We start from the raw sequence: 16,377 nt of genomic DNA, 5'->3' as shown, positions 1-16,377 counted from the left end.
GCCACGTCATGTCTATCTAAGTAACTCACCTCGTCGTAGAGTGCTCCCATGCTCTTGTCGAACTCAACGGTGATTGTGACCGGCGCCGCGTCCGGTCTCGGCGAAGCGACCGCGCGCTACCTGGCCGAACGCGAGGAGCGTGCCCGCCTCGTCCTGGTGGACCTCAACGAGGAGCGCGGCAAGGAGATCGCGGCGGAGCTCGGCGGCACGTTCGTGCGCACGGACATCACGAGCCCCGAGGAGGTCGTGCGGCTCGTCGACGCCGCGGCCGCGCTCGCCCCGGTTCGTGGCGTCGTCAACTGCGCCGGCGGCGGGAAGAGCGGACGGACGATCGGCCGGGACGGCAGCTACGTGTCGGCGCACGACCTCGACGCGTTCGTCTGGACGGTCAACCTGAACGTTGTCGGGACCTTCAACGTGATCCGGATCGCGGCCACGGCGATGTCGCGGAACGAGCCCGACGGGGACGGCGCGCGCGGTGCCATCGTCAACACGGCCAGCGTCGCGGCCTTCGAGGGCCAGATCGGCCAGGCGGCCTACGCCGCGGCCAAGGGCGGTATCGTCGGCATGACCCTGCCGATCGCGCGGGACCTCGCGGCCGCCGGGATCCGGGTCAACACGATCGCGCCGGGCACGTTCGCGACGCCGCCCATGCTCGCGGTACCCCCGAACGTCCTGGAGGGGCTGAGCGCGAGCGTGCCGTTCCCCAAGCGGCTCGGCGACCCGTCGGAGTACGCCTACCTGGCCCACCACCTGCTCACCAACTCGTACGTCAACGGCGAGGTCGTCCGGCTGGACGGCGCCATCCGGATGCCTCCCAAGTGAGCCCCCGAAGCGAGAGAGGCGAACCGTGAGTGACTCCTTCCTGACCGAGGTGCGCGGCAACGTGCTGGTCATGACCATCAACCGGGCCAGCGCCCGCAACGCCATGGACGGGCCGACCGCGCGCGAGATGGCCGCCGCGCTGGACCGGCTCGACGAGTCCCCGGAGCTGTTCGTCGGCGTCCTCACGGGCGCCGGCGGCACCTTCTGCGCGGGCATGGACCTCAAGGCGTTCCTGACCGGGGACACGCCCGAGGTGCCGGGACGCGGCATGGGCGGCATCACCGAGCGACCCCCGCGCAAGCCGGTCATCGCGGCGGTCGAGGGCTGGGCCCTGGCCGGTGGCCTGGAGATTGCGATCGCGTGCGACCTCATCGTGGCCGGCGAGAGCGCCAAGTTCGGTGTACCGGAGGTGAAGCGGGCGCTGGTCGCCGGTGGCGGTGCCGCGTTGCGCCTGCCCGAGCTCGTCGGGACCGCCCGGGCCATGGAGCTGCTCCTCACCGGCGATCCGGTCACGGCCGCGAGGGCCGAGCAGATCGGGTTGATCAACCGGGTCGTCCCGGACGGCACCGCCCTGGAAGCCGCACTGGAGCTGGCTGCGGTCATCGCCGCGAACGGTCCGCTGGCGGTCCAGGCGACCAGAGCGGTCGCGCTCGGCGCCCGTGACTGGGACAGCAAGCAGCGGTGGGACCGGCAGCGCCAGATCCTCGGGCCGGTGTTCAGCTCGGAGGATGCGACCGAGGGAGCCACGGCGTTCGCCGAACGCCGGCCGCCGGTGTGGAAGGGGCGATGAGATGAGCGACAGCGGCAACGAGGCGGTGCGCGCCGCCGCGCTGCAGGACGAGGAGGACTACGACCTCCTCACCTACACCGAGGCGGGTCTGCGGCTGCAGGAGGCGATCGCCGCCCAGGCCGAGCTGGCCGAGGCCGACCCGGCGCAGCAGCCGCGGCTGGACGCGCTGCTGGCGGCGCAGGAGCGGATCAGCCACCGCGCGGTCAACGACGAGAACTTCGAGCGGTTCTTCGGGTACCCGGCCAGCGCCAAGCGCTCCGGCGTGCAGTGAACCGGCTTCCGCCGGGCCGGATCCTCTGGGGCGGCACGCTGGCTCCCTTCCCCGTGGCGGAGCAGCTCGTGGCGGCCGAGCACCTGGGGTACCACGCGATGTCGATCTCGCTGGACACGGTGGCCGCCGCCGAGGAGTCGGGCATGCCGGCCGCTGAGCTGGCCCGCCGCGCCGCCGGCCACGGCGTGCGTCTGGCGGTGCTCGAGCCGGTCGTGACCTGGCTGCCCGTCGACCCGCGGTGGGCGATGGCGCGACACGACCTCGACCGGGTCGAGCGGTACGGCGAGGCGCTCGGGGTCTCCGCCGTCTGCGTGCTGGCCGGCTCCGGACTCGGCCTCAGCATCGACGAGATCGCCGACCGGTACGCGGCGCTGTGCCGGCGGTTCGCCGCCCACGGCTGGCGGACCTGCATCGAGTTCGCGCCCATGTCGGGGATTCGCGACCTCCCCGAGGCCAGGCGGCTTACGACCCGGGCGGATCCGGGCACGGCGGGCGTCATCTTCGACACCTGGCACTTCTGCCGCGGCGCCGCAGACCTGGCCGACCTGGCCGCCTCAGGAGCCGGCCTGATCGACTACGTGCAGGTCAGTGACGCGGCCCGAGCGGTGTCCGGCAGTCTGGGCCGGGACACGTACCATCGGCTGCTCCCGGGCGAGGGCAGCTTCGACCTCGCGGGCGTGCTCGGCGTGCTCCGCGGCCTCGGGGCGCTGGGTGCCGTCGGCCCCGAGGTGATTACGCCGGCCTTCGCGGAGCTGACCTGCGTGGAGGCCGCGCGCCGGGCCACGGAGGCCACCGAGCGACACCTGGCCGCCGCGGAGGTCGTCGCGTGGTGACGCGGTGACCGGGCCTCGGCACGGGCGGCTCAGTCGGCGACGGCCAGCCCGGGCATCGGCGGCCCCCCGTCGATCACCAGGGTGTGGCCGGTCATCCAGCTCGACATGTCACTGGCGAGGTAGAGCACGCCCCACGCGATGTCCGCCGGACGGCCCACGCGGCGCAGCGGGACCTCGCGCTCGATGTCCGCGACCGTCATGCCGAACCGTTCCCAGGAGCGCAGCGCCCCCTCGGACGCGACGGTGCCGACCGCGATGGCGTTTGCGCGGATGCCGTGCGGGCCGTGCTCCCCGGCGACCACCTGGGTGAACGCCTGCAGGCCGGCCTTGCCGGCGGCGTAGGCCGCGCCGCCCCGCACGCCGCGGATCGCGGCGACCGAGGAGATGTTGACGATCGCGCCCCGGCGCGCCTCGACCATGTGGGGGAGGGTGTAGTGCGTGGTGAGGTACGGTGCGCGCAGGTTGAGGGCGATGCTGTTGTCCCAGCGGGCGGGGGTGGTGCCCAGGATGGGGAACATGTAGGACCCGCCGGCATTGTTCACCAGGATGTCGATCGTGCCCAGCTCGTCGACCGTGTGCTGCACGAGCGCGGCCACCTCGGCCTCGTCACGCACGTCGGTCCGCACCGGGACGATCCTGCGTCCGGTCCGGCCCGTCACCCGGTCGGCCACCGCGGTGAGGTTGTCCAGCTTTCGGCTGGCGATGACCACGTGGGCGCCGTGGTCCGCGAGCACCTCCGTGATAGCGGCGCCGATGCCCGTGCCGCCCCCGGTCACTAAAGCCACTCTTCCGGTCAGATCGGATCGGTCTTCCACACTGCACTCTCCTGACTCTCCTCGCCGATGAGCTTGTCACGGGGACCTTAGATTACTAAGGTAGATATGAATAGACCCCGTCACATGCTGGAGCGTTGCGATGCCACTCCGGGAGCAGCACAAGATCATCTCGGTCGACGACCATCTCATCGAGCACCCGCGAGTCTGGCTCGATCGGCTTCCGGAGAAGCACCGGGCGGCTGGACCACAGATCATCGAGGACAGTCGGGGCCACCACGTGTGGCGCTATGAGGGCCGGTTCTACCCGCAGATCGGCCTCAATGCCGTCGCGGGCAAGGATCCGAAGGACTACGGCATCGAGCCCGTGCGCTACGAGGACATGATCCCGGGCTGCTACGACCCGAAGGCCCGGATCAAGGACATGGACCTCGACGGTGTGCACGCCGCCGCCTGCTACCCGTCGTTCCCCGGCTTCGCCGGCCGGGTGTTCCTCCAGGCCGAGGACCCGACGCTCGCCGCGCTCTGCGTGCAGGCGTGGAACGACTTCAGCATCGACGAGTGGTCGGCGACCGCGCCCGGCCGGCTCATCCCGCTGGCGATGCTCCCCGTCTGGGACGTCGAGGCCTCGGTGCGGGAGGTCCATCGGGTCGCCGCCAAGGGCGCCAGGACCGTCACGTTCCCGGAGAACCCGGCGCCGCTCGGCCTGCCGTCCTACCACACCGACCACTGGGACCCGCTGTTCTCCGCACTGGAGGAGACCGGGCTTCCGCTGAGCCTGCACTTCGGTTCCTCGAGCCATGTTCCGGGGTACGCCGAGGATGCGCCGTTCGCGGTCGCGATCTCGCTCTACGCCACCAACCTGATGTGGACCACGTCGGACCTGCTGTTCTCCGGCGCCCTCCAGCGACACCCGAACCTCAAGATCGTCCTCGCCGAGGGCGGCATCGGCTGGATCCCCTACATCGTCGAGCGGTGCGACTACACCTGGGAACGCCACCGGTGGTACCAGGACATCGACCGCAAGACCCCGCCGTCGGAGCTGTTCCGCAGGCACTTCTACGGCTGCTTCATCGACGACGTCCACGGCGTCAAGAACCGGCACATCATCGGGATCGAGAACCTCACCTTCGAGGTCGACTACCCGCACTCCGACTCCAACTGGCCCAATACGCGTGCGCGCGCGGCGCAGGTCTTCGCGGACGTCCCGGACGACGAGGTCTGGCTGATCGTCGAGAAGAACGCGGCGAAGCTGTACAACCTCGGATGAGCGAATCGCACACTGCGGACGGAGACATCCGCCGCTTGCACGCCGGCTACGTCTTCTTCGCGGACCGGGCCCGGATCGATGACCTGGTCGGGCTGTTCACGCCCGACGGGGTCTACCGCAACGTCGGCGGTGCGTACGACGGCCTGGTGCACAGCGGCGCGCCGGCGATCAGGAAGTACCTCGCCTCGGTCGTCACCGACCTGGGCGCGGTCGGCGTGACCGGGACCCACCGGCATCACGTGAGCCCGGCGTACGTCGAGTTCAGCGGTGCGCGGGAGGCCCGGGCGGAGAGCTACTTCCTCGCGCTGCGCGCCTCGGGTCCGGACCACTGGGGCGTCTACCGCGACCGGCTCGTCCGGCTCGGTGACCACTGGCGGTTCGCCGAGCGGGTGTGCCGGATCGAGGGCACCAGCGCCGACTCCTGGCAGCACGAGGTGGGCGAACTGCGCCGGGTCCGAGCGTCGACGGGAGCGATGCGATGAAGTGGAGCCTCGTCTTCTCCAGCACGAAGTGCCCGGAGCCCGACCGCGCGGCCCACCTGGCCCGCACCGCCGAGGAGGCGGGGTTCTCGACCCTCTGGGCACCGGAGCACATCGTGGTGCCGGTGCGGTACGCCTCGGCGTACGGCTTCGCGTCCGACGGCAAGATCCAGATCGCGGATGAGCCATTCCCCGACCCGCTGGTCTGGCTCACCTACGTCTCCGCCGTCACCTCGCGCATCCGCCTCGGCACGGGCGTGCTCATCCTGCCCGAGCACAATCCGGTCAGCCTGGCGAAGCGCACCGCCACCCTCGCCGCCATGTCGGGCGGGCGGCTCGTGCTCGGCGTCGGTGCGGGCTGGTTCCGCGAGGAGTACGACGCGCTCGGGATGGACTTCGGCACGCGCGGCGCCCGCATGGACGAGAGCATCGACGTGCTTCGCGAAATCTGGTCGCAGGACGAGGCGGCCTACTCCGGGAGGCACTACCACTTCGAGCCCCTGCGGATGTATCCCAAGCCGCCGGGGCGGGCCGTTCCCATCCATGTCGGTGGGGACAGCCGCGTCGCCGCGCGGCGGGCGGGCCGGACCGGTGACGGCTTCTTCCCGGCGATGTGGCCGACCGAGCGGGTACGGCAGGAGCTGCCGGCGCTGCTGGAGGAGATGCGGGTCTCCGCCCGGGCCGCCGGCCGCGACCCGGACGCGATCGAGGTCACCTCGGGCGGCGCGCGCACCGCTGAGGAGGCGAAGTGGTACGCCGACCAGGGCGTCCACCAGCTGACGGTGGCCGTGCGGGCGCGCGACGAGCAGGGCATCCACGCCGAGCTCATGCGGTTTGGCGAGACGGTGATCGAGCGGACGGTGGATCTGTGACCGAGCCCGAACTCCTGGCCCGCGTTCGTCACTCCGCCCGGCACTCGCCCGGCACGCCGCTGCACTTCGTGGCCGACGACGGGTCGGCGGAGTCCGTGCGGCTGGCCGACTTCCTCGCCGCAGCGGCAGCACAGGCGGGCCGGCTCCGGGCGGCCGGCCTGGGCCGGGGCGACGTCGTGGCGATCCGCGGTGCCGGCGGCGCCCGTTCGGTGGCCGAAGCCGTCGTGGCCGCTCTGACGATCGGCTGCGTCTCGGTGCCGCTCGTGTCGCTGCTCGGAGACGGTGACGTCGACGTCATCCTGGGGCTGTCGGGCGCCCGGGCCTTCCTGTCCGACGCGGCGGTGAGGTCGCGGGACCTCAGGCCGTTCCTCGACGTGGTCGCGTCCCGGGGTACGCCGCCGGTCGTGGGCGGCATCGGCGCGCTGGCGGCCGACCCGCGCTACTCGCTCGCTGCGTCGACCGCGCCCCCGGCCGGCGTCGACCGGGCCGAAGCCACGGTCCAAGACACGGCGTTCGTGCTGTTCTCGTCGGGGACGACCGGGGTACCCAAGGGGGTGCTCCACAGCCACGCCTCGGTGCTCGCGGAGGTGCTGGACTTCGCCGACCAGCTCGATCTGACCGACGGCGGCGTCATGCTCCAGCCGTTTCCGCTGGGCCACATCGGCGGGCTCGCCGGGCTCTTCGTGTCGCTGTGCCTGGGCCGTGAGCTGGTCATGCTGAGCAGCTGGGACGCGGCGACCGCCTTCGACGCGATCGACCGGTTCGGCGTCACGGCGACCGGATCGGCGCCGTACTTCGCCCAGACCCTGTTCGAGGAGTGCGAACGACGCGGCCGCGGCCTGCCGACGCTTCGCACGATGGAGTCCGGGGGTGGGTTCGTCGGACGCGAGCTGGTACTCCGGGCCGACGCCCTGGGCATCAGCCTGTCGCGCGGCTACGGCTCGACCGAGCACCCGACCGCGTGTACCCACCACAGCGGCGACCCGCTGGCCGTGCGGGCCGAGAGCGACGGCCGCCCGCTCAACGGGAGCCAGGTGAGGATCGTCGACGCGTCCGGGGCCGACTGCCCGGCAGGGGCCGCGGGCGAGGTCCTGCTCCGCGGGCCGGAGCAGTTCACGGGCTATCTCTCGGGGGACACGGCGTCGTTCGCGGCCGGCGGCTGGTTCCGCACCGGTGATCTCGGCCGGCTCGACGAGTCCGGCTACCTCACCATCACGGGCCGGCTGCAGGACATCATCATCCGCGGCGGGGAGAACATCGCCGTCGCCGAGGTGGAGAGCATCCTCATGCGGCACCCCGCGATCGAGCAGGCCGCCGTCGTCGCGGTGCCCGACGCCCGCTTCGGTGAGCGCGCCCACGCCTACGTCGTGCGTGCGGCGGGCGTCCCGCCGATCGGACTGGACGACCTGCGGCGGCACTTCGACGAGCTCAAGGTGGCCCGGTTCAAGGTGCCCGAGTTGCTGACCGAGCTGCCCACGCTGCCCCGCAACAGCCTCGGCAAGGTACAGAAGCACCTGCTGCGCGTCGATGGCTCCGGTTGACGGACTCCTCGCTCTCTTATATAACTAAGTAAGCTACGTCTGGAGGAGTCACAGTGTCTATCGCAACCGCTGCCGTCCCGTTGGAGGGCGCGGGTCTGCCCGAGCTCGACCTGCGATCGGAGCGCTACGCCGCCGACCCGAAAGGGGTGCTCGCGGAGGCGTTGGCCGCCGGGCCGATGGCCGTCAGCAAGCGCGGCGTCGAGTTGCTCTCCTACGAGCTGATCTCGCAGGCCTTCCTCTCCGAGCACCTGGACACCGCAGGTCCGGAGCACTACACCAAGCTCGGCGCGGGTCCCAACCTGCTGCGCTGGGTCGACAACGGGCTGCTGTCGACGATGGCGCGGGCCCGCCACGACCCGATCCGCCGGCTGCTGCTGCAAGCGCTCAACTTCCGCAACGTGGAAGCCCAGCGCAGCTTCGTGAACGCGACGGCGCAGCGCATGGCGCGACCGTGGCTCGGCAAGGGCGAGGTCGACCTCGTCGCCGAGTTCACCGAGTACTACCCGATCAACGTGCTCACCGAGATGATCGGCATCCCGAGGGAGGACATCCCCGGCTTCGCCGAGGCGGCCCACGAGCTGCACCTGCTTGCCGCGGTACCCATGGCTCCCGGCCTGCCACGCGTCGAGCACGCGCTCGCGGAGCTGGAATCGTACGTTCGTGACCTGCTGGACAAGCGCCGCGCGAAGCCGCAGGACGATTTCGTCAGCGCACTGCTTGCCGCCCAGCAGGACCAGCAGCGGCTCACCGAGGCCGAACTGGTCGGCAACCTTGTCAACCTCATCTTCGCCGGCATGGGCACCACGACGAAGCAGCTCGCCTCGGCGGTTGCCGACATCGTGGCGGCGGGCGAATGGGAGCACCTCGCCGCGCACCCGGACCTCATCGGGCCGGCGATCAACGAGTCGCTGCGGTTCTCCCCGGTGACGCAGTTCGTCGTGCGAATCGCCCAGGACGACTTCGAGTTCAACGGCGTCGCGTTTCCCCGGGGCACCCGGCTGCTGCTGAACCTGCTGGCCGCCAGTCGCGACCCGGAGAAGTTCCCCGGGCCGGACGTGTTCGACCTGGGCCGGGTCGTCGACGACTCGCGGCTGCCGTTCGGCTGGGGCGTGCACCGCTGCCTCGGGCAGCCGCTGGCCCGGCTGCTGATGGAGGAGGGTCTCCGCGTCATGCTCGCGAACCTGACCGACGTCGTGGTCGTCGAGCGCGACCGCGGCCCGCATCCGGCCGAGATGCTGGGCGGCCCGACCAAGCTGCTGCTCACCTTCAGGCATCGCTGATGCCCAAGGTGGTCTACGTCCACGCGGACGGCACCGAGCGCACGCTCGACGTGAAGGAGGGGCAGTCCGTCATGGCCGCGGCCGTGCTCAACGGGGTGCCCGGCATCGTCGGCGAGTGCGGTGGCGAGCTCATGTGTGCGACCTGCCACGTGTACGTCGTCTCGCCGGAGACCGACGGACCCGCGTCCGACGAGGAGGACGAGATGCTGAACTTCGCGGCCTGCCCTCGCCGCGCGAACAGCCGGCTGAGCTGCCAGCTTGCCGTCGGCCCCGACAGCGAGTTCGTGGTCCGGACGCCCGAGGCGCAGAACTGATGCCCGGCGGCGTGGTCGTCGTCGGCGCTGGACAGGCCGGCGCCGAGGCGGCACTCGGACTTCGCGCGGCCGGCTACGGTAGGCCGGTCACCCTGGTCGGCGCCGAGCCTGAGCTCCCCTACCGGCGGCCGCCACTGTCCAAGGGCTTCCTCGACCACTCGGAGGACGCCGACGACCTCCAGGTGCGTGCCGCCCCGGTGTACGCCGAGCACCGCGTCGATCTCCGGCTCGCCACCCGCGTCACGTCGATCGACCGCGCGAGGCGCAGCGTCGCTCTCGACGACGGCAGCGAGCTGTCCTACGAGTGGCTGGTCCTGGCGACCGGCGCCGTGCCGCGGCGCCTCCCGCACGACGGCGCCCACGCGTCCGGCGTCCACGTCCTGCGCAGCCTGGGCGACGCCGGCGGGCTGCGTGCCGCCCTCGCCGGGGCCCGCGACGTGGTTGTGGTCGGCGGTGGCTTCATCGGCCTGGAGGTTGCGGCGCGGGCCCGCAAGCGCGGCGCCGAGGTCACCGTGGTGGAACTGGCGCCGCGGCTCATGGGACGCGCGGTCTCCGCGGAGCTCTCGCAGTACGCACTCTCCTTCCACCGTGCCCTGGGCACCGCGGTGCTGCTCGGCGACTCGCTCGCTTCGATCGTCGCGCCCGGCGGCCGGGTGCGTTCGGTCACGACGGCGCAGGGCGCGGAACTTCGGGCCGACGCGCTCGTCGTCGGCGTCGGCGTGAGCGTCGAGAGCGGCCTGGCCGTCGACGCCGGACTCGCGGTCGACGACGGGGTCGTGGTCGACGCGTACCTGCGCACCTCTGACCCGTACATCTTCGCGATCGGCGACTGCGCGCGCTTCCCGACCAGGTTCGCGCCCGGGCCGGTGCGGCTCGAGTCGGTCCAGAACGCCACCGATCAGGCCCGCCACGTCGCCAGGGAGATCGCCGGTGGGGTCGACGAGGCCTTCGAGCCGGTACCGTGGTTCTGGAGCGATCAGGGCGACCTGCGCATCCAGCTGGCCGGCCTCACGGCCGGTCACGACCAGACCGTCGTGACCGGTGCACCCGAGGCGGGCCACTTTTCGGTGCTGTGCTTCCGCAACGGCGCTCTCGTGGGCGTGGACTCCGTGCGCGACGCCAGGTCACACCTGGCGTCGCGCAAGCTCCTCGCGTCGCCCGAACCCGTGACGTACGCCGAGGCTTCCGCGCCCGGCTTCGACCTCAAGACCCGAGCGACACCCAGGGCCGTCGCGTCGCGGGCCGCCGGCTAGCTGGCGGGCTCGTCAGCGGGCAGCGCGACGGGGTACGGCTGGTCGGAGTCCGCCGACGCGCTGACCTCCTGCCAGATGCCGGCCTCGGTGATCTGTTCCTCGGAGTACCGGTTGGCGGAGCGGACCGCGCCGGCCCCGAGGAGCAGGTGGGAGGGGACGCGCTCGCGTTTGACCACCCGGACCAGGATTTCTCCCGCCCGCTTCGGGTCGCCGATCCGGACCGCCGGGGTGTTCATGAGGCGTGCCATCGCGCCGACCGTGGCGTCGTATTCCGCCGGAATATCCTGGATCTGCATGGATGGTCCGGACCAGTCGGTGTCGAAGCCTCCCGGCTCCACCACGAGGTACCGGATCCCGAACGGCGCGGTCTCGGCCGCCAGGACGCGGGTGAGGCCGTCGACCGCGAACTTGGCCGCCTGGTAGGCACCCAGTCCGGGAGTGCCACCGACCCGCCCGCCGACGGAGGAGAACTGCACGATCGTTCCGGACCCCTGGCGCTTCATCGCGGGCAGGGCGGCGCGCGAGACGTTGTAGACGCCCCAGAAGTTGGTCTCGATCTGACGGCGGACGTCGTCGGACGGCGCGGTCTCGATCGGGGCGATGTTGGCGTAGCCGGCGTTGTTGACCACGACGTCGATGCGACCGAAGCTCGCGACGGCGGCGTCGACCGCAGCCTGGGCCGACGCCGGATCGGTCACATCCAGGGCGAATGTGCGGACGCGGTCGCCGTGACGGTCGACGAGATCCTGCAGGACCTCGGGTTTGCGGGCCGTGGCGACGACCGGGTCACCCGCATCGAGGGCCGCGGTGACGAGTGCTCGGCCGAAACCGCGTGAGGAGCCGGTGACGAGCCAGACCTGAGGAGACATTGCGCAGTCCTCCTAGTTTCGTGGTACCAGAAATTCGCTGATCAATGTGCCCGCTTCGTCGCTGGCCGCACGCCGGGCGATCGCGTCGGCTTCGCGGTCGAGGTGCTCGGCGAAGCCCTCGGCAAAGCCGGCCCGCAGCAGCCAACGGGCGGCCCCGAGTGCGGCTGCCGGTCCGTGCGCCAACCGCTCGGCAACGGCGTGCGCCTCCGCCGTCAGCGACTCGGCATCGACCACGCGGCTGACGATGCCGAGCTCGAGCGCCTCCTCCGCCGACAATCGTCTCGGAATCAGGGTCAGGTCGAGGGCGCGGCGGAGCCCGATCACCCGCGGCAGCATCCAGGACTGCCCGCAGTCCGGGGTGAGCCCGACCGAGGTGTACGCGGTCGTGAAGCTGGCAGACGGCGCCGCGAGCACGATGTCCGACAGCAGCAGGAGGGAGAGCCCGGCGCCCGCGGCAGGCCCGTGCACCGAGACCACGACAGGCTTGGCGAGCGCCGCCAGCTCACGGACGGCCGCGTGTGCCGCGTCCACCAGTTGGCGCACGTAGGCGCCCCGGTCGGCCGCCGCCCGCATGGATCGGAGGTCCCCGCCGCCGCAGAAGAGCTTGCCCGCGCCGGACAGCAGCACCGCCTTGACCTCGGTCTCTTCGGCTGCCGCGGCGACGGCACGGGCCAGACCCTGACTGAGCGGGACGTCGAGCGCGTTGCCGGTGGCGGGGCGGTTGAGCGTGACGTGGGCGATGCCGTCGTGGACGTCGAACAGGACGGCGTCGTCGTCAGCCAACGGGGGCCCCGACGAGCGAGGGGAGGCGGCGGGTGATGACTTGCTCCGCTTCCGCGATGATGCGTGCCACGACGTTCGCGCACGTGCCCACGTCCTCGATGAGCCCCTGCGCCTGGCTCGCCCACCACAGGCCGCCTTCCATGTCACCCGCGCCGAGGACATCGGCTCGGCCCCGCGCGCCCGAGGCCAGCTCGGCGACGTCGGCGAAGGTCGCGTCGGATCGCGCGGAGATTTCGATGATCTGGTTGGAGATGCTGTTGCGCGCGACCCGAGCGGTGTTGTGAAACTCGCGGAAGACCAGGACCGTGTCCCGTTCCGTGTTGGCCACGATCTGGCGCTTGACATTGTCGTGGATCGGCGCCTCGGTGGTGGCCATGAAGCGGGTTCCCATGTTGGCCCCGTCCGCGCCGAGCGCGAGCACGGCGGCGAGCCCCGCGCCGGTCGCGACGCCGCCCGACGCGATGACCGGGATCGACAGCCGGGCGACCGCGGCCGGGATGAGTACCAGTCCCGCGACGTCGTCCTCGCCCGGGTGTCCGGCGCACTCGAAGCCGTCGATGCTGACCACGTCCACGCCGTGGCGTTGCGCGGAGAGCGCGTGTCGCACGCTGGTCGCCTTGTGGATGACCTTCACGCCGGCTGCCTTGAAGTCGGGCAGGTGCGGCTGTGGACTCGAACCGGCCGTCTCGACCACCTTGACTCCGGACTCGATGATCGCGGCGCGGTACTCGTCGTAGGGCACGGGGTTGATCGTCGGCAGGATTGTCAGGTTGACGCCGAAGGGCCGGTCGGTCAGCTCGCGCGTCCGCGCTATCTCCTTGGCGAGGTCTTCGGGCGTGGGCTGCGTGAGCGCGGTGAGGAAGCCGAGCGCTCCGGCGTTGGCGACGGCGGAGATCAGCTCGGCGGTTCCCAGCCCGGTCATCCCACCGCACGTGATGGGGTGCTGGACACCGAACATGTCGGTGAAGCGCGTGCGAATCACTGTCGGTTCCCTTCCGCCTGACGCTCTCTCTCCGATATCTTAGTACACCAGGATAGCGATGACGGGGACTGTTGGCACCACGTCACCCCACCCAGGAGGTCTCATGCCCGCAGCGCGGATCATGCCGAGCCCGGAGTCGGCGGATCTGTTCGAGCTCACCCGCGACATCGTCGACCGGGAGATGTGGCCGCGGCGGTGCGCTATGCCAAGGCGAGACCGTCGGCAAGCTGCGCAAGCGCACGCGGTCGCGGGGCGGCCGGGCAGACCGGCGTCAGCGGCCTCATGGTCACGCCGTGCGGCATCCTCCGGACCGGCGAGCCGCAGGCACGCACCGGCAAGATGAAGGCGATGGACGCCTTCGCCGAGACGTTCACCGCACGTCAATGATCAGGTGGCTAACCAAGTGTGACATGATGGGAGCACGATGCGGCTTGCCCTCAGTGACGACCTGCTGGAGTTCCAGCGGGCGGTGCGCGCGCACATCGCCGCGCACCGCCCCGATCTGCCACGCCTTCCCGGCACCCGGAGCCCCGAGGTGGCCGACCTGCCGGCCTATCGCGAATGGTGCGCCAGCCTGTTCACGGCCGGCCTGATGGGCTCGGACTGGCCGGTCGAGTGGGGCGGCTCGGGAGTGCTCGACCCGCTGCGTGACTTCGTGCTCGACGAGGAGCTGGCCGCCGCCCAGGTGCCTCGGGCGATCGGCGCCTGGAACCTCGTCTGCGGAGCGCTGTTCGAGCACGGCAGCGACCGGCAGAAGAGCACGTACCTGCCCCGGATCCGGTCCTTCGCGGATCTGTGGTGCCAGCTGTTCAGCGAGCCCGAGGCCGGAAGCGACCTGGCGTCCCTGCGCGCCACCGCGCGGCGCAGTGGCGATGGCTGGGTTGTCAACGGTCAGAAGGTCTGGACCACCCACGCGCACGTCGCGGACCTCGGTTTCCTGCTCGCTCGCACGGATCCCGACGCCCCGAAGCACAAGGGCATCGGCGCATTCATCGTGGACATGCGCTCGCCCGGGATCACCGTCCGGCCCCTTCGCGACATCACGGGGGCCAGCGACTTCAACGAGGTGTTCTTCGATGACGTGCACCTACCGGGTGACGCCCTCATCGGCGCCGCGGGACAGGGCTGGGCGATCGCCCGCTCGGCGCTGGCCCGCGAGCGCTCCCACAGTGTGCGGGAGGACCCAGTTGTCGCCAAGGTGTCCCGCATGGTCGACTACACGGCCCGCAACGCCGACGCCGCCGGCACGCGGCTGCTCGACCGGTCCGACGTCCGGCAGCGGCTCGGGCACCTCTACGCCCGCGCGCAGGCCACCGACCTGCTCGGCTTCGAGGGCGTCCTGCGGGAGGCGGCGGGCGCCGAGCGTCCCTTCGACGCCCCAGTGGTGAAGCTGATGTTCTCGGAGACCAACCTCGACGCCGCGACCTACGCCCAGGAACTCATGGGTGAGTCCGCGGTGTGGGGCGAGGACGAGGCCGGGGCACCAGATGCCGGGTACTGGCAGAAGGCCTTTCTCTTCGCTCGTGGCTACACGATCTCGGCAGGGTCCAACGAGGTCCTGCGCAACCTGGTCGCCGAGCGGGGACTCGGCCTGCCCCGCTAGCCGAGGAGAGGGACGGCAATGCAACTTCCGACCAGTGACCAGGACGACCTCCGCGACGCGTGCCGGTCCGTGCTGGCCGATCATTGCACGTCCGCCCAGCTCAGGGTGGTGACCGAGGCGCCGGCGAAGTTCGACGGCGGCCTGTGGAAGGTCGGTGCCGAGCTCGGCTGGAACGCACTGACCGTGCCGGAGGAGCACGGCGGCCTCGGTCTCGGCGTGGCTGAGGCCTGCATCGTCGCGGAGGAGTTCGGCCGCGTCGCACAAGCCTCACCGCTCGGTGCGACCCTCGGCGCCGCGCTCATCGTGGCGGAGTTCGGTCCGCCCTCCTTGTGCGGGCGGTTGCTGCCACTGGTGGCCGCGGGGACGGCGGTCGTGACGTGGGGATCGGGTCAGGGCGCGCCGCCGTCGCCGGCGCTGCGGCAGTCCGGCGAGGGATACGTCCTCGACGGGGCCTGTGCGTGGGTGCCGGATGCGCCGTCCGCCACCCATCTGCTCGTGGCGGCGACGTTCGAGGGCCGCGCGGTCGCGGTGCTCGTCGACGTTGCGGCCCCCGGGGTGCAGATCGCGCCCATGCAGTCGCTCGACATCGGACGCCGCCACGGCCGGGTCTCATGCGCCGACGTAGTCATCGCGCCCGACGCCGTCCTGCGCCACGGTGCCGGCGACGCGCTCTTCAACCTGGCCGTCACCCTGCAATGCGCCGAAACGGTCGGGCTCGCTTCGACGATGCTCGCGATGACCGTCGAGTACACCAAGCAACGGAACCAGTTCGGTGAGCCGATCGGGAGGTTCCAGGCGCTCAAGCACCGCATGACCGACATGCTGGTCCAGTGCGAAGCGGCCAGAGCCACCACCTGGGAGGCGGCCGCCGTGCTCGACGACGACCTCACACGGGGCGCGGAGGCGGCCAGCGTGGCCAAATCGATCACGGGCCGGGCCGGCAGCTCGGTCGCCTCCGAGGCGCTCCAGCTGCACGGCGGGATCGGCTTCACCTGGGAGCACGACCTGCACATCTTCCTGCGGCGGGCCAAGGTGAGCGAACTCCTGCTCGGCTCCCCGTCGTGGCACGACGAGCGACTCGCGCTGCTGCTGGGCGCGGCCGGTGCCGACGACTGAGCATCCTTCGGCCCTGGACGGGATACGGGTCATCGAGTTCGCGGGCCTCGGCCCCCGGCCCGTTCGCGGCCATGATGCTGGCGGATATGGGCGCCGACGTCGTACGAATCCCACGGCCGCCCGACGGCGGAAAGACGCTCGGTCTGGCGCGGGAGTGACCGCCAGTGGAGGCGCAGCGCGAGGGGGAGCCCGACGATACGGCGGGCTTCGTGGCGGGGATCCACGTTCGCGGACCGCGGCGTCTGCGACCCCCCCGTTCATGTCGATCGTGGCGAGGCCGAGCCACAGTGCGCCAGCAGGGTGCTCGGTCGGCCGTGCGAGGGGCAACGGTCCGCGCAACCTTGCTGCTGCTGCGCGCGAAGCCGTCGAACCGCTCGCCCGTGCACTGGTCCTGCGACTGTCGGCACCCGACCCCGACAGCGTCCGCCAGCAGTGCGTCGCCGGCTACCTCCTCGACGAGCGATTCGATCTCCGACGCTTTGATGTCGTCGAGCTGCGGTCGGCCCATTTTTCATGCGCGCGT

General features: G+C 71.3%; 19 protein-coding genes and 1 pseudogene. 16 read left to right on the top strand and 4 right to left on the bottom strand.

The window, feature by feature from the left end:
* The first annotated feature begins 48 nt into the window (after positions 1–48).
* From IEZ31_RS38415 to IEZ31_RS38400, 4 genes are read left to right on the top strand one after another with little or no spacing between them, the layout of a single operon-like run.
* Positions 49–825 carry an SDR family NAD(P)-dependent oxidoreductase gene (locus IEZ31_RS38415; protein ID WP_190255023.1) on the top strand — a complete coding sequence of 259 codons (777 nt, stop codon included), beginning with the start codon at positions 49–51 and terminating at the stop codon, positions 823–825.
* A 25-nt stretch (positions 826–850) separates the two neighbouring features.
* A complete protein-coding gene (locus tag IEZ31_RS38410; RefSeq protein ID WP_190255022.1) occupies positions 851–1,615 on the top strand; it encodes a crotonase/enoyl-CoA hydratase family protein in 765 nt (254 codons plus the stop codon).
* Between the two features lies 1 nt (position 1,616).
* Positions 1,617–1,886 (top strand): acyl-CoA synthase, encoded by a 270-nt coding sequence (locus tag IEZ31_RS38405; RefSeq protein ID WP_190255021.1) that lies wholly within the window; start codon positions 1,617–1,619, stop codon positions 1,884–1,886.
* The gene (locus tag IEZ31_RS38400; protein WP_229836284.1) at positions 1,883–2,719 is read left to right on the top strand and encodes a sugar phosphate isomerase/epimerase family protein; all 837 of its coding nucleotides are present in this window, start codon (positions 1,883–1,885) and stop codon (positions 2,717–2,719) included. The genes IEZ31_RS38405 and IEZ31_RS38400 overlap by 4 nt, the downstream gene beginning before the upstream one ends.
* 29 nt (positions 2,720–2,748) lie before the next feature.
* Here the strand turns inward: IEZ31_RS38400 and IEZ31_RS38395 are convergent, their stop codons facing one another.
* Positions 2,749–3,504 (bottom strand): SDR family NAD(P)-dependent oxidoreductase, encoded by a 756-nt coding sequence (locus IEZ31_RS38395; RefSeq protein WP_268241729.1) that lies wholly within the window; start codon positions 3,502–3,504, stop codon positions 2,749–2,751.
* 130 nt (positions 3,505–3,634) lie between these two features.
* Between IEZ31_RS38395 and IEZ31_RS38390 the strand changes: the two genes are divergently transcribed.
* From IEZ31_RS38390 to IEZ31_RS38360, 7 genes are read left to right on the top strand one after another with little or no spacing between them, the layout of a single operon-like run.
* Complete coding sequence (locus tag IEZ31_RS38390) at positions 3,635–4,762, top strand: amidohydrolase family protein (protein WP_190255018.1); 1,128 nt, start codon at positions 3,635–3,637, stop codon at positions 4,760–4,762.
* On the top strand, positions 4,759–5,244 hold the full coding sequence (locus IEZ31_RS38385) for a nuclear transport factor 2 family protein (RefSeq protein WP_190255017.1): 486 nt from the start codon (positions 4,759–4,761) through the stop codon (positions 5,242–5,244). Before IEZ31_RS38390 ends, IEZ31_RS38385 begins: the two co-directional genes overlap by 4 nt.
* Positions 5,241–6,113 carry an LLM class F420-dependent oxidoreductase gene (locus tag IEZ31_RS38380; protein ID WP_190255016.1) on the top strand — a complete coding sequence of 291 codons (873 nt, stop codon included), beginning with the start codon at positions 5,241–5,243 and terminating at the stop codon, positions 6,111–6,113. Before IEZ31_RS38385 ends, IEZ31_RS38380 begins: the two co-directional genes overlap by 4 nt.
* Positions 6,110–7,654 (top strand): class I adenylate-forming enzyme family protein, encoded by a 1,545-nt coding sequence (locus IEZ31_RS38375; RefSeq protein ID WP_190255015.1) that lies wholly within the window; start codon positions 6,110–6,112, stop codon positions 7,652–7,654. The genes IEZ31_RS38380 and IEZ31_RS38375 overlap by 4 nt, the downstream gene beginning before the upstream one ends.
* Before the next feature lie 53 nt (positions 7,655–7,707).
* Positions 7,708–8,934: a cytochrome P450 gene (locus IEZ31_RS38370; RefSeq protein ID WP_190255014.1), complete on the top strand. Its 1,227-nt coding sequence runs from the start codon at positions 7,708–7,710 to the stop codon at positions 8,932–8,934.
* The gene (locus tag IEZ31_RS38365) at positions 8,934–9,248 is read left to right on the top strand and encodes a 2Fe-2S iron-sulfur cluster-binding protein (protein ID WP_190255013.1); all 315 of its coding nucleotides are present in this window, start codon (positions 8,934–8,936) and stop codon (positions 9,246–9,248) included. Before IEZ31_RS38370 ends, IEZ31_RS38365 begins: the two co-directional genes overlap by 1 nt.
* A complete protein-coding gene (locus IEZ31_RS38360) occupies positions 9,248–10,501 on the top strand; it encodes an NAD(P)/FAD-dependent oxidoreductase (protein WP_190255012.1) in 1,254 nt (417 codons plus the stop codon). The genes IEZ31_RS38365 and IEZ31_RS38360 overlap by 1 nt, the downstream gene beginning before the upstream one ends.
* Here IEZ31_RS38360 and IEZ31_RS38355 read toward each other — a convergent pair.
* Genes IEZ31_RS38355 through IEZ31_RS38345 form a run of 3 tightly spaced genes read right to left on the bottom strand, consistent with a single transcriptional unit; the run spans position 10,498 to position 13,135 of the window.
* Positions 10,498–11,370, bottom strand: coding sequence for an SDR family NAD(P)-dependent oxidoreductase (locus IEZ31_RS38355; protein WP_190255011.1), 873 nt, complete (start codon positions 11,368–11,370; stop codon positions 10,498–10,500). The genes IEZ31_RS38360 and IEZ31_RS38355 overlap by 4 nt on opposite strands.
* A gap of 12 nt (positions 11,371–11,382) precedes the next feature.
* The gene (locus tag IEZ31_RS38350) at positions 11,383–12,153 is read right to left on the bottom strand and encodes an enoyl-CoA hydratase/isomerase family protein (RefSeq protein WP_190255010.1); all 771 of its coding nucleotides are present in this window, start codon (positions 12,151–12,153) and stop codon (positions 11,383–11,385) included.
* Complete coding sequence (locus IEZ31_RS38345) at positions 12,146–13,135, bottom strand: NAD(P)H-dependent flavin oxidoreductase (protein WP_268241728.1); 990 nt, start codon at positions 13,133–13,135, stop codon at positions 12,146–12,148. Before IEZ31_RS38345 ends, IEZ31_RS38350 begins: the two co-directional genes overlap by 8 nt.
* Positions 13,136–13,318: 183 nt before the next feature.
* On the opposite strand from IEZ31_RS38345, the gene IEZ31_RS38340 reads away from it, so the two are divergent.
* The 5 genes and pseudogenes from IEZ31_RS38340 to IEZ31_RS57160 all read left to right on the top strand — a co-directional run.
* Positions 13,319–13,522 carry a hypothetical protein gene (locus IEZ31_RS38340; protein WP_190255009.1) on the top strand — a complete coding sequence of 68 codons (204 nt, stop codon included), beginning with the start codon at positions 13,319–13,321 and terminating at the stop codon, positions 13,520–13,522.
* Between the two features lie 37 nt (positions 13,523–13,559).
* Complete coding sequence (locus tag IEZ31_RS38335) at positions 13,560–14,738, top strand: acyl-CoA dehydrogenase family protein (protein ID WP_190255008.1); 1,179 nt, start codon at positions 13,560–13,562, stop codon at positions 14,736–14,738.
* Positions 14,739–14,756: 18 nt separating this feature from the next.
* On the top strand, positions 14,757–15,854 hold the full coding sequence (locus tag IEZ31_RS38330; protein WP_190255007.1) for an acyl-CoA dehydrogenase family protein: 1,098 nt from the start codon (positions 14,757–14,759) through the stop codon (positions 15,852–15,854).
* A pseudogene (locus tag IEZ31_RS38325) lies at positions 15,841–15,979 on the top strand (CoA transferase); the annotation flags it as partial. The gene IEZ31_RS38330 and the pseudogene IEZ31_RS38325, both read left to right, overlap by 14 nt.
* A 134-nt stretch (positions 15,980–16,113) precedes the next feature.
* Positions 16,114–16,377: hypothetical protein (locus tag IEZ31_RS57160; RefSeq protein WP_229836282.1), on the top strand; the 264-nt coding region annotated here is incomplete at its 3' end.

Origin of the sequence: Dactylosporangium sucinum, from assembly GCF_014647515.1 — a bacterium.
Taxonomy (GTDB): domain Bacteria; phylum Actinomycetota; class Actinomycetes; order Mycobacteriales; family Micromonosporaceae; genus Dactylosporangium; species Dactylosporangium sucinum.
This window is presented reverse-complemented; position numbering and strand designations above follow the sequence as displayed.

Coding starts and splice junctions, on each gene's coding strand:
- IEZ31_RS38415 (WP_190255023.1), top strand. CDS start 49: ATGCTCTTGTCGAACTCAACGGTGATTGTGACCGGCGCCGCGTCCGGT.
- IEZ31_RS38405 (WP_190255021.1), top strand. CDS start 1,617: ATGAGCGACAGCGGCAACGAGGCGGTGCGCGCCGCCGCGCTGCAGGAC.
- IEZ31_RS38390 (WP_190255018.1), top strand. CDS start 3,635: ATGCCACTCCGGGAGCAGCACAAGATCATCTCGGTCGACGACCATCTC.
- IEZ31_RS38385 (WP_190255017.1), top strand. CDS start 4,759: ATGAGCGAATCGCACACTGCGGACGGAGACATCCGCCGCTTGCACGCC.
- IEZ31_RS38380 (WP_190255016.1), top strand. CDS start 5,241: ATGAAGTGGAGCCTCGTCTTCTCCAGCACGAAGTGCCCGGAGCCCGAC.
- IEZ31_RS38365 (WP_190255013.1), top strand. CDS start 8,934: ATGCCCAAGGTGGTCTACGTCCACGCGGACGGCACCGAGCGCACGCTC.
- IEZ31_RS38360 (WP_190255012.1), top strand. CDS start 9,248: ATGCCCGGCGGCGTGGTCGTCGTCGGCGCTGGACAGGCCGGCGCCGAG.
- IEZ31_RS38355 (WP_190255011.1), bottom strand. CDS start 11,370: ATGTCTCCTCAGGTCTGGCTCGTCACCGGCTCCTCACGCGGTTTCGGC.
- IEZ31_RS38335 (WP_190255008.1), top strand. CDS start 13,560: ATGCGGCTTGCCCTCAGTGACGACCTGCTGGAGTTCCAGCGGGCGGTG.
- IEZ31_RS38330 (WP_190255007.1), top strand. CDS start 14,757: ATGCAACTTCCGACCAGTGACCAGGACGACCTCCGCGACGCGTGCCGG.